The organism is Bacteroides sp. AM16-13 (assembly GCF_003602705.1).
GTDB classification, from domain to species: domain Bacteria; phylum Bacteroidota; class Bacteroidia; order Bacteroidales; family Bacteroidaceae; genus Bacteroides; species Bacteroides xylanisolvens.
In genome coordinates this window covers 123,687-139,621 of sequence record NZ_QTLK01000010.1, presented here as the reverse complement: position 1 = coordinate 139,621, position 15,935 = coordinate 123,687, and the positions used below count along the sequence as shown (strand labels likewise).

The 15,935-nt window shown below is 44.0% G+C and carries 9 protein-coding genes; 6 read left to right on the top strand and 3 right to left on the bottom strand.

Annotated features, from left to right (window positions below; genetic code table 11):
• Nucleotide 1 precedes the first annotated feature (1 nt).
• The 6 genes from DW173_RS10445 to DW173_RS10420 all read left to right on the top strand — a co-directional run bounded on the left by DW173_RS10445 (nt 2) and on the right by DW173_RS10420 (nt 8,075).
• Nucleotides 2-781 carry a DUF5040 domain-containing protein gene (locus DW173_RS10445; RefSeq protein ID WP_004317074.1) on the top strand — a complete coding sequence of 260 codons (780 nt, stop codon included), beginning with the start codon at nt 2-4 and terminating at the stop codon, nt 779-781.
• A gap of 18 nt (nt 782-799) precedes the next feature.
• A complete protein-coding gene (locus DW173_RS10440; protein ID WP_120144411.1) occupies nt 800-2,719 on the top strand; it encodes a sialate O-acetylesterase in 1,920 nt (639 codons plus the stop codon).
• A gap of 177 nt (nt 2,720-2,896) precedes the next feature.
• The gene (locus DW173_RS10435) at nt 2,897-4,036 is read left to right on the top strand and encodes a GNAT family N-acetyltransferase (RefSeq protein ID WP_008023379.1); all 1,140 of its coding nucleotides are present in this window, start codon (nt 2,897-2,899) and stop codon (nt 4,034-4,036) included.
• Between the two features lie 91 nt (nt 4,037-4,127).
• Nucleotides 4,128-6,005: a DNA topoisomerase IV subunit B gene (locus DW173_RS10430; protein WP_004317072.1), complete on the top strand. Its 1,878-nt coding sequence runs from the start codon at nt 4,128-4,130 to the stop codon at nt 6,003-6,005.
• A complete protein-coding gene (coaD, locus tag DW173_RS10425) occupies nt 6,002-6,460 on the top strand; it encodes a pantetheine-phosphate adenylyltransferase (RefSeq protein WP_004298426.1) in 459 nt (152 codons plus the stop codon). Before DW173_RS10430 ends, coaD begins: the two co-directional genes overlap by 4 nt.
• A 37-nt stretch (nt 6,461-6,497) precedes the next feature.
• Nucleotides 6,498-8,075 carry a S41 family peptidase gene (locus DW173_RS10420; protein WP_120144432.1) on the top strand — a complete coding sequence of 526 codons (1,578 nt, stop codon included), beginning with the start codon at nt 6,498-6,500 and terminating at the stop codon, nt 8,073-8,075.
• Between the two features lie 155 nt (nt 8,076-8,230).
• Here the strand turns inward: DW173_RS10420 and DW173_RS10415 are convergent, their stop codons facing one another.
• The 3 genes from DW173_RS10415 to DW173_RS10405 are packed head-to-tail and all read right to left on the bottom strand — an operon-like array spanning nt 8,231 to nt 15,921.
• A complete protein-coding gene (locus DW173_RS10415) occupies nt 8,231-10,459 on the bottom strand; it encodes a glycoside hydrolase family 3 C-terminal domain-containing protein (RefSeq protein WP_083792329.1) in 2,229 nt (742 codons plus the stop codon).
• Between the two features lie 22 nt (nt 10,460-10,481).
• Entirely contained in the window at nt 10,482-13,037 is a 2,556-nt protein-coding gene (locus DW173_RS10410) for a beta-galactosidase BoGH2A (protein WP_008646669.1), read from the bottom strand.
• Between the two features lie 19 nt (nt 13,038-13,056).
• On the bottom strand, nt 13,057-15,921 hold the full coding sequence (locus tag DW173_RS10405; RefSeq protein ID WP_199722830.1) for an alpha-xylosidase BoGH31A: 2,865 nt from the start codon (nt 15,919-15,921) through the stop codon (nt 13,057-13,059).
• Nucleotides 15,922-15,935: the final 14 nt, after the last annotated feature.

Sequence of the window (15,935 nt, the reverse complement as noted above, 5' to 3'; positions counted from 1 at the left end):
TATGTACAAAAGAATCACCTTATTCACATTCATTTGCCTGCTCGCTTTAGCAGGAATAGCCCAAAATAAAGACACTTATACCATTTTATTATCCGGAGCATCTTTTGCCGAACCTAACAATAAGTGGTTTGAAATGGGATGTCGTGCCCTTCACGCCATCCCCATCAATCGGGCTGTAAGTGCAGAATCTATTGCTCACACTGCAAATAAAATGCTGGACGGTACTCTCTATACCCCGGAAGAGTTCGATAACATTGATGTATTTGTCTTGATGCAAGTACATGAAAAAGACGTATATAACGAAGCAAACTTAAAAGAGAACTACAAGGATTATAAAACTCCTTTTGATGCTTCCGACTATGCCGTTTGCTATGATTATGTCATCAAGCGCTACATATCAGACTGTTATAACCAGAAATTCAATCCAAAATCCAGATATTACAACACTCCTTATGGGAAACCTGCTTCTATTGTCTTATGTACTCATTGGCATGACAGTCGTCCGATATTCAACACTTCGGTCCGAAAACTGGCAGAAAAATGGGGATTCCCGGTAGTAGAATTCGACAGATACATCGGATTCTCCAAAAACCAGAAACATCCGGTTACAGGAAAACAATATAGCCTAATTTACACTGGGGATTCACAAGAGACTCATGGAGAAGTATTTGGATGGCATCCGCCACATGGAGAACATTCATTTATTCAACAGCGCATGGCTGCAATCTTTGCTGATACGCTTCGTAAGATATTGCTTCCCAAAGAATATATTAATGAATAATCACCAAATACTCATCGGATGAAAAAACTTCTATCATTAACAGTTTGCTTGTTATTTGTCCTATCACAAATAATGGCACAGCTTTCCGTACCTTCTTTCTTTTCAGACCACATGGTGCTGCAACGTGAGAAGCCAATCAATATATGGGGAACTGCCAGTGCCGGTGAGCGAATTAGCGTAACATTAGGAAATGCTCAAAAGAGTACCCGAACCGATAAAAATGGGAAATGGTCAGTCAGCCTACCTCCTATGCAAGCCGGTGGACCGTATACTCTAAATGTAAAAAGCCCCAAGCAGACTTTATCATTTACAGATATTTTAATCGGTGAAGTATGGATCTGTAGCGGACAGTCAAATATGGAGTTTCGTCTGCGTAGCGCTAATCATGCCACCGAAGAAGTCGCAGCTGCCAATTACCCTCAAATCCGTTCATTCAACGTAATTCAAGAAATGGGGCACACTCCTAAAACCGACTTAAAAGGTAAATGGGAAGTATGTTCACCCGCCTCCGCTTCTGATTTTTCAGCTGTCGGCTATTTCTTTGCGCGTGAATTATACCAAAAACTCAATATTCCTATCGGATTCATCAACTCCTCATGGGGTGGTACGGACATCGAAACCTGGATGAGCATGGAAGTGATAGAGCATTTCCCGAAATATGAAAAATCATTAGCCCGTATGCGCTCTTCTGAATTCGAAGAATACATCAAGCACAGTGACAAAGTCAAAAAAGAATTCGAACAAGCCATCATAAACGAACCGGGAGAAAAAGAGAAATGGTATTTAGAAAACACCCCTACAGAAAACTGGAAGGAACATATTGTTCCGTCATTATGGTCAAATGAAGAGTTATCCGGTATAGATGGAGTTGTATGGTTTACTTATCAGTTTTCCATACCGGCCAACTGTTTAGGACAGGATGCAGAATTGAGTCTCGGTACTATCGATGACGATGACATTACCTGGGTTAACGGACATGAAGTAGGACGAACGGTAGGATATGACCTGAAACGTTTATACAAGATCCCGGCAGAAGTATTAAAGGAACAGAATACCATCACTATTAAAATATCCGACTATCGTGGAGGAGGCGGTCTATATGGTCCTAAAGATGAAGTATACCTGAAAGTCAACAACCGAATTTTCCCTTTGTGTGATAATTGGAAGTATAAAGTTGCAGTATCGAGTGCACAATATGATTATGTAGAATATGGTCCTAACGCTTTTCCTTCTTTGCTGTTCAACGCAATGATTCATCCACTGGTAGGTTTGGGGATGAAAGGGGTAATCTGGTATCAGGGAGAAAACAATGCCGCCCGCGCCAACGAATACATTGATTTATTTCCGGCTTTAATTACAGACTGGAGAAGTAGATGGAATAACGAATTTCCATTTTATTGGGTTCAATTAGCAAACTTCATGTCTCCGGCCAAGCAGCCCTCTGAAAGTCATTGGGCAAACCTGCGGGATACACAGTCGAAGACACTGGCCTTACCACATACAGGACAGGCCGTCATTATAGACATCGGTGAAGAAAATGACATACATCCCCGCAACAAACAAGATGTAGGTAAACGACTTGCTTTGCATGCTCTCCACAATGATTACGGATATAACTCTATTGTTTGCACCGGCCCGATATTCCAGTCGGTAAAAAGAATCGGAGATGCACTGGAGGTCACCTTTAACGCTTGTGACGAGCAACTAGTAGCTCGTAATAAATATGGCTATTTATCAGGATTCGCCATTGCCGGCGCAGATGGAAAATACCAATGGGCACAGGCTAAAATCGAAAACAATAAAGTAATAGTATGGAATAAGGAAATACAGCAACCGGTCTCTGTACGATATGCTTGGGGAGATAATCCCGATGATGCTAACTTATACAACGCAGCCGGTTTACCTGCCTCGCCTTTCGAAGGACACATCAGCCAATAAACGGCCTACAAAAACAGAAAAAGAATACCGGCAATGAATGTATGATCATCATTTCCGGTATTTTTCATATTTACAGTCCACTCCCTAATCGTCCAGAGACTATATTTTCTCTTTCCGTCGCGTTGTAATTTAAAGATTATCACGTATCTTTGCCTGCTCAAATCATAAATACGAGATATGGCTATTACAATCAAGAAAGTCTCCACAAAGAGAGAACTTAAGAAATTTATCCGTTTCAATTACAGAATGTACAAGGGTAACCCTTACTCTGTGCCTGACCTCTATGACGACATGCTCAACACCTTCAACAAGAAGAAAAACGCAGCATTCGAATTCTGTGAAGCAGATTATTTCCTCGCATACCGGGACGATAAAATAGTAGGACGTGTAGCTGCAATCATCAACAATCAGGCGAACGAGAAGTGGGAATGTAAAAACGTTCGTTTCGGATGGATAGACTTCATCGACGATCCCGAAGTATCATCCGCACTCATCAAAACGGTGGAAGAATGGGGAAAAGAACGAGGCATGACTCACATTGCCGGTCCTCTCGGATTTACTGATTTCGATGCGGAAGGAATGTTAGTTGAAGGGTTCGACCAACTTAGTACCATGGCTACTATCTACAACCACCCATACTATCCTGTACACATGGAAAAGTTAGGCTTCGAGAAAGACGCCGACTGGGTGGAATACAAAATCTACATACCGGATGCCATTCCCGACAAGCATAAACGTATCTCCGAACTGATCCAACGAAAATATAACCTCAAGATAAAGAAATATACTTCCGGAAGAAAAATAGCCAAAGACTACGGACAGAAGATTTTCGAGTTGATGAATGAAGCATACAGTCCTCTTTATGGCTATTCTCCGTTGACACAGCGGCAAATCGACCAATACGTGAAAATGTATCTGCCGATCCTTGACTTACGGATGGTTACACTGATTACTGATGCCAATGACGAACTGGTCTGTGTAGGTATCTCCATGCCATCTCTCGCCGAGGCTTTACAGAAATCACACGGGCGTCTGTTGCCACTCGGATGGTTCTATCTGTTAAAGGCACTATTTATGAAACGCCGTGCCAAAATGCTTGATCTGCTACTCGTTGCAGTGAAACCGGAATATCAAAACAAAGGTGTTAACGCTTTGTTATTTTCCGATTTAATTCCAGTTTATCAAAAATTAGGTTTTATCTTTGCGGAAAGCAACCCCGAACTGGAACTGAACGGAAAAGTTCAGGCACAATGGGATTACTTTGAGACTCAACAACATAAGCGCCGCCGTGCGTTCATTAAAGAAATTAATAATTAAGAATGAAGAATGAAGAATTTGGCTGCGCTACTACTTAATGCCGCATGGCAATTCTTCATTCTTTATTCTTCATTCTTCATTTATAACAGCTATGGAAGAGAACGAATTGATACCTGTAGACAACAACAATGCAGTAGAGTACACTGACGACAACATCCGTCACCTAAGTGACATGGAACATGTACGCACACGCCCCGGTATGTATATCGGAAGGCTGGGCGACGGTGCACATGCCGAAGACGGAATCTATGTCCTCCTGAAAGAAGTAATTGACAACAGTATTGACGAGTTCAAAATGCAAGCCGGTAAGAAAATCGAGATTACCGTTGAAGAAAACCTCCGTGTCAGCGTACGCGACTACGGACGAGGCATCCCGCAGGGAAAACTCATCGAAGCCGTCAGCATGCTGAACACCGGTGGTAAGTACGACAGCAAGGCATTTAAAAAAAGTGTCGGACTAAACGGTGTCGGTGTGAAAGCCGTCAATGCCTTGAGCTCCCGTTTCGAGGTACGCAGTTACCGCGACGGCAAAGTACGTATCGCCACTTTCTCAAAAGGAAACCTGCTGACCGATGAGACGCAGAATACCGAAGAAGAAAACGGAACTTACATCTTCTTCGAACCGGATAATACATTATTCCTGAATTACTGTTTCAAGCCTGAATTTATTGAGACAATGCTACGTAATTACACGTACCTCAATACCGGGCTTGCCATTATCTATAACGGACACCGTATCTTGTCGCGCAACGGCCTGGTAGACCTTTTGAACGACAATATGACGGCAACCGGACTTTACCCGATCATCCACCTGAAAGGGGAAGACATCGAAATCGCCTTCACGCATACCGGACAATACGGAGAAGAATATTACTCCTTCGTCAACGGTCAGCATACTACCCAAGGAGGTACGCATCAGAGTGCTTTCAAGGAACACATCGCCCGCACCATCAAAGAGTTCTTCAACAAGAACATGGACTATACCGACATTCGTAACGGACTGGTTGCTGCCATTGCCGTCAATGTGGAAGAGCCTATCTTTGAGAGTCAGACGAAAACGAAGCTGGGTTCTACCAATATGGTTCCCGGCGGAGTGACAGTCAATAAATATGTAGGCGACTTTATCAAACAGGAAGTGGACAACTTCTTGCACAAGAATGCGGATGTAGCCGAAGCGATACAACAAAAGATCCAAGAATCCGAGAAAGAGCGTAAAGCCATTGCAGGTGTAACCAAACTCGCCCGTGAACGTGCAAAGAAGGCAAACCTGCACAACCGCAAATTGCGCGACTGCCGTATTCACCTCAACGACCCGAAAGGAAAAGGACTGGAAGAAGACTCCTGCATCTTTATCACCGAGGGGGACTCTGCAAGTGGTTCCATCACCAAAAGCCGTGATGTGAACACGCAAGCAGTGTTCAGTCTACGTGGTAAACCGCTGAATTCTTTCGGGTTAACTAAGAAAGTGGTCTACGAGAACGAAGAATTTAATCTGCTTCAGGCAGCCCTGAATATAGAAGATGGCTTGGACGGACTACGCTACAACAAAGTCATCGTAGCAACCGATGCCGATGTGGACGGTATGCATATCCGCCTGCTGCTAATTACTTTCTTCCTGCAATTCTTCCCTGACCTTATAAAAAAAGGCCACGTATATATTCTGCAAACGCCTTTGTTCCGTGTACGCAATAAGAAAAAAACAATCTATTGTTATAGTGAAGAAGAGCGTGTCAATGCAATTAACGAACTAAGCCCGAATCCGGAGATCACGCGATTTAAAGGTTTAGGAGAGATTTCACCGGACGAGTTCAAGCATTTCATCGGTAAAGACATGCGTCTGGAGCAAGTTTCTTTGCGAAAGACGGATGCAGTGAAAGAACTACTTGAATTCTACATGGGCAAAAATACCATGGAACGACAGAACTTTATTATAGACAATCTGGTTATAGAAGAAGACTTGGCATCATGAGAAAAGCAATATTCCCGGGTACTTTCGACCCTTTCACCATCGGACATTACTCGGTAGTGGAACGTGCACTTACCTTTATGGACGAAATTGTGATAGGAATCGGTATCAATGAGAACAAGAATACCTACTTCCCCATTGAGAAAAGAGAAGAAATGATTCGGGAACTTTATAAAGACGAACCTCGTATCCAGGTGATGTCCTATGACTGTCTGACAATTGATTTTGCGCAGGAAGTAGAGGCCAGGTTCATTGTCCGCGGTATCCGTACGGTGAAGGATTTCGAGTATGAAGAGACCATTGCAGACATTAACCGCAAACTGGCAGGGATTGAAACCATCCTGCTCTTCACAGAACCGGAACTGACTTGCGTCAGCTCTACAATTGTACGCGAGTTATTAACCTATAATAAAGATATCAGCCAGTTTATTCCCAAAGGAATGAAAATGAGTGAATAACACTCGTTAGGGAATAGGCGATGAGTCAGAAAAGATGATGAAGAAACTAACGATTATACTATCCGTTTGCTTGTGGGCAGTTGCCATACAAGCCCAGAACTTCGGTTCCGAAGCCATGCGAAAGTTACAAATGGCAGAGTTTGCAATCTCCAATTTCTATGTGGACAAAGTAGATGAAGACAAGTTGGTAGAAGAAGCCATCATCAAAATGTTGGCACAACTTGATCCGCACTCTACTTATTCGGATGCAGAGGAAGTGAAGAAGATGAACGAACCACTTCAAGGTAACTTCGAGGGTATCGGAGTGCAATTCCAGATGATAGAAGACACCCTGTTGGTGGTGCAACCTGTCAGCAACGGACCTTCCGAGAAAGTCGGCATCCTTGCCGGTGACCGTATCGTTGCGGTCAATGACAGCGCCATTGCCGGAGTGAAAATGAGTACGGAAGATATTATGAAGCGCCTTCGTGGTCCGAAAGGTTCGAAAGTCAATCTGACAATCGTTCGTCGTGGCGTGCAAGACCCTTTATTGTTTACAGTGAAAAGAGACAAGATACCTATCCTTAGCCTCGATGCCTCCTATATGATTCAACCTAAAACGGGTTATATCCGCATCAACCGTTTTGGAGCAACCACTGCCGAAGAATTCAAAAAAGCAATGACAAGCCTTCAGAAGCAAGGTATGAAGGATATGATTCTCGACCTGCAAGGAAACGGAGGTGGTTATCTCAATGCAGCCATTGACCTTGCTAACGAATTCCTGGGACAAAAGGAGCTAATCGTATATACCGAAGGCCGGACTGCCAAACGCAGTGATTTCTATGCCAAAGGGAATGGAGATTTCCGTAATGGACGTCTTATCATTCTGGTGGATGAGTACACAGCCTCTGCCAGTGAAATTGTCAGTGGCGCAGTACAGGATTGGGACAGAGGAATTATTGTAGGACGCCGCTCTTTCGGCAAAGGATTGGTGCAACGTCCTATCGACCTGCCGGACGGTTCCATGATTCGTTTGACTATTGCACGCTATTATACTCCATCGGGTCGTTCCATCCAAAAACCGTACGACAGTACTGTTGATTACAACAAGGATTTGATAGAACGTTTCAACCACGGTGAACTGATGAATGCTGACAGTATTCATTTCCCGGATTCGCTGAAAGTACAAACCAAGAAACTCGGACGTACCGTCTATGGTGGAGGTGGTATCATGCCGGATTATTTCGTACCTATCGACACTACTCTTTATACGGATTATCACCGTAATCTGGTAGCCAAAGGAGCCGTGATTAAATTCACCATGCAGTTTATCGAAGGACACCGGAAAGAGTTGGCAAACAAATACAAGAAGTTCGAATCGTTTGATGAGAAATTCGTAGTCGATGATGACATGCTCGCCAATCTAAAAGAAATCGGAGAGAAAGAAGGAGTGAAGTTCAATGAAGAGCAATATCAGAAATCGCTCCCTCTTATCAAGACCCAGCTCAAAGCATTGATAGCCCGTGACCTTTGGGATATGAACGAATATTTCCGGGTAATGAATACCACGAATGAGAGTATACAAAAAGCACTGGAAATATTGAATTCGGATGAATATCAGAAGAAACTAAAATAGGGTATTCAATAAACAATCATAAAACATCGTCTTTCAGTTTGGTGGACATACATACTCATCATAGTGGACATATAGATACACGATGGTGAGTATATATATCCACCACTCTGTATCTATATGTCCACTAAGCGCTGTGTATCAATCCGTTAACTTTATTATTGAATATATTCGAATGTCACCGTACCGCGAATATCAGAAGAAGAGGCGGCAATGTATGCCTTGAATTTTCCAGGTTCTGCCACCCAAGTACGCTGTTTATCATCAAAGAATTGCAATGCTTCCGGTTTGATTGTAAACTTCACCTCTTTTTCTTCATTCGGAAGAAGTTGTACCTTCCGAAAATCTTTCAATTCCTTAACCGGACGGAGGACACTACACTCCTCATCACCAATGTATAGTTGGATAATCTCTTTCCCTGCTACTTTTCCTGTATTCTTAACCTTTACAGAAACATCTATACTGCCATCAGTATTCATTGTTTGAGCCGATATTACAGGTTTACTATACTCAAAGGTAGTATAACTCATGCCATAACCAAAAGGAAAAAGTGGCTGCACCTTCTTCGTATCATACCAACGATAGCCAACCAGAATATCTTCTTTATATTCTTGACGGATGCTATCGCCCGGATAACTGATTTCCCCAAAGAAATGAGCCGGACAATCCTCCAGTTTCACCGGATAAGAGAAAGGAAGTTTACCACTGGGAGTCACCTCTCCACTCAACACATCAGCCAGCGCCTCCCCACCAACAGAGCCTAAATACCACGACTGGACAATAGAAGGAATCTCCTTTACCCAAGGCATTTCCACCGCATTTCCGCTGACAATCACTGCTACCAGATTTTTATTTACCTTCAACAAGGCTTCTATCAACTCATTCTGCGCAAAAGGAAGTTCGTATGATAAACGGTCTCCACCCTCACAGTCCTGAAAATGATTCTTATTTAGTCCGCCTACAAAAATCACCAAATCCGAATTCATCGCCTTTTCCACCGCATCATTACGCAAAGAATCCACAGTAACCTGCGGAATAACATCCGCCCGTCCATACATCGGGCGACCGCTTGTGTAACCTTGTGCATAAACCACACCGTCACCAAATTTGGCCTTTATACCGTCCAGTGATGAAATCACTTTCTGAACTTTCAACTCTGAAGAGCCACCACCTAACATCAAATTACGGGTAGCATTATCTCCCACCACTAAAATACGTTTGTATTTTCCTTGAGGTACAGGCAATAAGGCAGGTTGTTTCTTACCGGTTCCATTTTTCAACAGGACAATACCCTCTGTTGCAATCTCATAAGCCGTACGATAGTGCTCTTCACTAGTCAGTGTCCCGAACGGTTTCCTGCGATTCATGGCTGTACGGAAAATCAGACGCAACACACGGGCAGCCTTATCATTCACTACTTCCATCGGAATCTTACCTTCCCGAACCATTTTCAGATAAGACTTACCCAAGTAATAATCGTCATAACCGAATTCCGATTCTGAAGTCAAACCATTCGTATAAGATCCCATTTCAATATCCAAGCCATACATGGCAGCTTCATAGGTATCATGCGCAGCTCCCCAATCTGTTATGACACAACCGTCGAAATTCCATTCTCCCTTCAATATATCATTATTCAGCAGTTTATGATGAGTAGCATGAGTTCCGCGCACCTTATTGTACGCTCCCATAATAGACCAAGCCTTCCCTCTTTCCACAGCAGCCTTAAAGGCAGGCAGATATATCTCATACAATGCACGGTCACTTAGCTGCACATCGATATGTCCCCGCCATAATTCCTGATTGTTCAGTGCGTAATGTTTTACGCAGGCGGCTACTCCATTCTTCTGCACTCCCTGAATATAAGGTACACAAAGCTCCGAGGCTAAATAAGGGTCTTCCCCCATATATTCAAAGTTACGCCCGTTGAGCGGAGTACGATAGATATTCACACCCGGTCCCAGCAAAACATCCTTTTCACGATAACGGGCTTCTTCACCGATAGCATATCCATATTTCGCTGCTAATAGCGGATTCCAGCTAGCTGCCAGACAGGTCAGTGCAGGAAAGGCTGTGCAACTATCGTTCGTCCATCCGGCATATCCCCAATCATTCCAGTTAATTTCGGCACGTACGCCGTGAGGTCCGTCACTCATCCAAAGTTCAGGAATACCCAAACGGGGACAGCCAGGGGAGCTAAACTTCCCTTGTGCATAACTAAGACGAGTTTTCTCCTCCACAGTCATACGGTTCAACGCATCCTGTACCCTAACCTCTATCGGTTGTGTATCATCCAGATACACCGGTGTTTGTTCTTTGTCTTGAGCAATCGCCACCATACCTGTCTGAACAGACAGGAAACATATAGTCAATAAAAATGTCTTCATTATTCCAATAATCATTTACAGTTTACAATTCCTCTGCCGAAATCTTTAGTACAGCTTGCCGAAGTCCCTCTGAAGTAGCCGTCAGCTTTGCTTTTCCCGGTTTTCCATCGTTCTGAATGACAACAAGGCATTTTCCATAAAATGCTTTCCTCTTTTCATCCTTAAAGCGTTCCATCGATACCGGGTTTCCGTTGTCTACCCCTGCGATAAAGCCATTACCTTGTACTGTGAAATTCACTAGATTGTCAGCATCAGGGCAAAGATTTCCTTTCTCATCCAACACCTCCACAGTGACAAAACACAAATCTTTTCCATCAGCAGTCAGAATAGAACGATCAGGAGTCAGACGAATCTCTGCGGGTTTTCCGGCTGTGCAGATTTCCTTTTCCGCCACTACCTTACCACTCTCTCGTGCAATGACCTTCACCGTTCCCGGTTCAAACTTCACACGCCAAGCTACATGCAGATTATCAAGGTCTTTACGCTTCACTCCTTGCGACTTTCCATTCACAAACAGTTCCACTTCATCAGCCTGATTATAGTAGCACCACATATCAATCTCCTGTCCCGGAGTCCAGTTCCAGTGCGGGAAAAGGTGCAACACCTGCTTATCCGTCCATTCCGACTGATACAAATAGTAGACATCTTTCGGGAAACCAGCCAGATCTACAATACCAAAGTACGAACTACGCGCAGGCCATCCATAAGGAGTCGGTTCCCCGATATAATCAAATCCCGTCCATACATATTGCCCGCTGATAAAGTCGTTGTCCCTGACTAATTTCAAGCTTTCCTCATGAGTGTTTCCCCAAGGCACATGACAGTTTTCATAAGATGAACAGGCAAATGTGGAATCGGCAAAGGATTTGTCCCAACGCTCGGGCCAGATAAACATCCTGTCGCTGGGCATACGGTAATATCCGCGAGTCATCAACGCTGAATTGCTTTCAGTAATGATAAACGGCTTGTCCGGGAAATTAGCCGGAACATTGGGAATATCCTTGTTATGATAATTATAGCCAATCACATCCAGTACGCCGGAACGGAATAAATGATTGCCGGAATTCGGTTCATTGCATCCGGCAGTGATAGGACGGGCAGGATCAAGCCCTTTTACAAAGCTTACCAGTTTTTTCGTCAGCAAAGAGTTGACACTCTCCTCTCCTTCTTTGGCTAACATTTCAGAAGAATGTCCGAAATTTAAGATCAGATTGGCCTCTTCCAGACTCAACGTATCCGCTTTGGCATCACTCCATTGTTCGAGGACTTCATTACCGATACTCCACATAAAGACAGAAGGATGATTACGGTCACGCAAAATAAAGTCATTCAAATCGCGCTCGTGCCATTCATTGAAGTAACGGGCATAATCATGTGCCGTTTTTTTCTTCCGCCACATATCAAAAGCCTCATCCATCACGATAAATCCCATACGGTCACAAAGATCAAGCAGTTCGGGTGCGGGAGGATTATGGGAACAACGTATGCCGTTACACCCCATTTCTTTCAGAATTTGCAATTGCCGTTCAATGGCACGTGTGTTGACTGCCGCTCCCAAACAGCCCAGGTCATGATGCATACACACACCATTAATTTTTGTCTGCCTGCCATTCAACGTGAATCCTTTCCGGGCATCAAAACTAAATGTGCGAATACCAACAGGAGTAGTATACCTATCCATACATTCTTCGTTTCGCATCACTTTGGTAACCAGTGTATACAGATAAGGAGTATCAATATCCCACAGTTGAGGTTGCTTTACAGTCAGTTGCTGGGTAAAAACAACTTCCTTACCGGCTTCCGCTTTCCCGCTCGACCGGGTTTCAGCAACTTCTCTGCCTTCAGCATCCTGCAAGGAAGAACAGACAGTAACATTTTCGTTCGTATCACTTTCATTCACAAGGGTAGTAGCGAGATTCAGTACAGCCTGTTTTTCGTCAACTGACGAGGTTGTGACATACGTTCCCCATCCACCCACATGTATTGGGCCGGTCTTGCTTAGCCACACATTCCGGTAAATGCCACAACCTGAATACCACCGTGAATTAGGTTGCTCCGCATTATCCACACGTACAGCCAGCACATTCGGTTCATCCCATTTCAGATAAGGAGTCAGGTCATAGCTGAAACTAATATATCCATAAGGACGTACTCCCAATGAAACACCATTGATAAATACCTCCGAGTTCATATATACTCCGTCAAACTCAATGCGAAATATCTTTCCTGCATCCGCTTTGTCTACACTAAAGATTTTGCGATACCAACCGACTCCTCCCGGAAGTGCCCCTCCTCCTGTACCGGAAGGATTTTCCTGACTGAAGTCTCCTTCAATCGCCCAGTCGTGGGGCAAATCCAGTACACGCCAGTCATTGTCGGCAAAACCAGGTTGTGCCGCTTGCAGCCCGTCTCCCAAATGAAAACGCCAGTCTGCATTAAAGTCGGATCGCTCCCGCGGAGATACAAGGGGAGAACTGCTACATGCTCCTAATAACATCAGACAGCCTCCCAATGCCAAGCAGCTCCCCAGTATAAGGCAGCCCCCCAGCATCAAATATTTTAGTTTACCAATCATCATCAACGGATTATCATTCAGCTTACAGTTTCAATGTCTGTTTGCTGCCATTATACTTCACAGTCACCCCTTTCGCATTCAAATCAAACGGTTGGGCTTTTTCCTTATTGACCGTAATTACAGTGAAAGTCCGTTCTTTCAGCATACCCGGAAAATCTCCCTGGCGTTCACCGATCACTAAAGTCTTGGTAGCTTCATCATACTTCATTGGTATCATGGCATACCTCCCTTGTTCATAGTTATAATTCACACCCTCATCTTCGTATAACGTAAACTCTCCATCCGCTCCCTGATAAATATACAAACGGATATGATCCGCCGGTTTTTCATCCGTATACTGAATATCATCTCCGAATGGTACGATAGCACCGGCACGCACATACAACGGAATACGCTCATAAGGAGCTTCTATAACCTTTCTCTCTCCTCCAGCCTGAAATTTGCCTGAATAAAAATCATACCAGCCTTCTGATTGAGGGAAATAAATTTCACGGCTGCGGTCACCATATCGATAAACGGGAGATACCATAAACGAAGGACCGAACATAAACTGGTCACCAATATTATTCACTTCGGCATCCACTGTGAAATCCATAACTAAGGGACGCATGATCGTATAATCATCCAACCAGGTCATACCTGCCAACGAATAAATATACGGCATCATATTATAACGTAACTTGGTATAATACACAACCGACTGATAAGCCGGATGCCCTTCCGGCGCAATCTCCCATATTTCACGGAAAGGGTATTGCCCGTGTGCACGATACAAAGGCACAAACGCACCGAATTGATACCAGCGGGCATTCAACTCACGCCATTCTTTATAATCGGCGTTTTCCGTCTTTGTCGCGTTCCATTGTTTCTGTCCTGCCACATAACGATTCTCTACACAAAAACCGCCAATATCCATTGTCCAGTAAGGAATTCCACTCATCGCAAAATTCAACCCTGCAGAAATCTGCGCTTTCATATCTTCCCAACGTGTACCGATATCCCCACTCCATGTAGCCGTAGAATAACGCTGCAATCCGGCAAATCCCGAACGGGTTAATAAGAACACCCGTTTGTTATTATCCACCCCGCGCTGGCCGTCATAAATCGCTTCCGCATTCATCAGTGCATAAGCATTGAAGAATTCTGTTGAGGAACCTAATGCCGTAGGCCCGCACAAAGCCTTCCGATATTCCAGGTCTGTACAGTCACGCACATTCGGTTCGCTGGCATCCATCCACCAGGCATCTATACCCAACGGATAATAATGCTCATACATCTGTTTCCAGAACAATTTCCGTGCATCGGGATCGTATGCATCATAAAAACCATAATGGTAACCGGGACCTACCCAATCTTTCAAGCTATCCCTGACAGACTGCTGATACATCCAGCCATTCTCGTCGAATTCTTTGAAATGTTCAGTAGTAATATAGAACTTAGGCCATACCGAGATCATCATACGACCATGCATAGCATGGATTGAATCGACCATTGCTTTCGGATCCGGAAAACGAGGCTTATCAAACTCGTGACTGCCCCAGGCATTCTCCGGCCAGTGATTCCAATCCAGTACGATATTATCCAACGGAATTTTACGATCACGAAAACCCTTCAGTGCTCCCAACATTTCATCCTGTGTATTATACTTCTCACGACTTTGCCAGAAACCCATTGCCCACTTCGGCATAACGGGAGACTTTCCGGTCAGCGTACGATAACCGCTAATCACATCGTCCATATCTTCACCAGCCATAAAATAATAATCGAGCTGCTTGGTCATTTCACTCCACCACGACTGTTTCCCCTGTTCTTTCGGATCAACGGGTGTCAATGCACGCAGCCCGCAATAAGACTGCCCACCATCAGGCTGCCACTCGATTTTCAACGGCACACGCTTTCCTGCTTCCAAATGAGCAGCAAACTTATAACTATTAGGATTCCATGCAGTACGCCAACGTTCCGGCACTACCAGCTCATTATTCAAATAAACCTTGACATATCCTGCATAATAAAGAATAAACTTAAATTCTCCCGTTTGAGCAGGCTCTATCTCTCCTTCATAAGTGACGTTAGCCCCCATTAACGGCAGTTTCTTCGGAAGATTCTCAATCGTTTTCAGATTCTCGAAATAAATGGAATCTTCCCGACGAACCAGAGTTTCTCCTTTTTTCGGTACATAAGTACCGGTAAGCGCCCCTTCCTGACCTGTCTTATCATAAAGTTTAAAGATACGGTTCAACTGGGAATAATCATTCGGATTACCGAAGCGGCACAACGAATAACTATCCAGTAGTATGCCATAATTTTTATTCGAAACAACAAACGGAACAGATACTTTCGTATTGTATTGGAACAATTCTTCATTCTTGCCCTTATAATTAAATTCATCCGCCTGATGCTGACCTAATCCGTAAAACGCCTCATCTTCGGGAGACTCAAATACCTGACAGATCGTATATCCTTTCGTCCCCTCCACTTCTATCGGAGTAAACTTCTTTCCTCCTCCCTTGTTTTCCTGCAGGATTAACTCTCCGTTTCGATCCGTAAACCACACTTCCCCGGTACTAGCCAGTACGGATGCTTTTACTTCTTCAGTAGACACTATAATCGTATCGCCATTCTGCACAACGGCAAAGGATGTTTGTTTTTCCTGCGGAACAACAATCAAACTTTGCGGATCGGCAAACTTGCTGTCGGCAGTGGCGGAAACACGGATTAACTTATCTCCCATCACTTGAAGGCGAACTAAACGAGGCCCTCCTATTTCTTTCTGTTGTACTTTAACTATCACGCTATCACCTGTCTCCTCGTAGACCTTATTGGAACATGCTCCGAAAAGAAGTCCCGGCAACAGGCAATAGAAAATGTTTTTCATATTCATAATCATACCTACCTTTAGGG

What these genes read in the sequence shown, in the direction of transcription:
- coaD (WP_004298426.1), top strand. Translation starts at nt 6,002, where the DNA reads ATGAGAAAAGCAATATTCCCGGGTACTTTCGACCCTTTCACCATCGGA.
- DW173_RS10420 (WP_120144432.1), top strand. Translation starts at nt 6,498, where the DNA reads ATGAAGAAACTAACGATTATACTATCCGTTTGCTTGTGGGCAGTTGCC.
- DW173_RS10405 (WP_199722830.1), bottom strand. Translation starts at nt 15,921, where the DNA reads ATGATTATGAATATGAAAAACATTTTCTATTGCCTGTTGCCGGGACTT.
- DW173_RS10430 (WP_004317072.1), top strand. Translation starts at nt 4,128, where the DNA reads ATGGAAGAGAACGAATTGATACCTGTAGACAACAACAATGCAGTAGAG.
- DW173_RS10415 (WP_083792329.1), bottom strand. Translation starts at nt 10,459, where the DNA reads ATGAAGACATTTTTATTGACTATATGTTTCCTGTCTGTTCAGACAGGT.
- DW173_RS10435 (WP_008023379.1), top strand. Translation starts at nt 2,897, where the DNA reads ATGGCTATTACAATCAAGAAAGTCTCCACAAAGAGAGAACTTAAGAAA.
- DW173_RS10445 (WP_004317074.1), top strand. Translation starts at nt 2, where the DNA reads ATGTACAAAAGAATCACCTTATTCACATTCATTTGCCTGCTCGCTTTA.
- DW173_RS10410 (WP_008646669.1), bottom strand. Translation starts at nt 13,037, where the DNA reads ATGATGATTGGTAAACTAAAATATTTGATGCTGGGGGGCTGCCTTATA.
- DW173_RS10440 (WP_120144411.1), top strand. Translation starts at nt 800, where the DNA reads ATGAAAAAACTTCTATCATTAACAGTTTGCTTGTTATTTGTCCTATCA.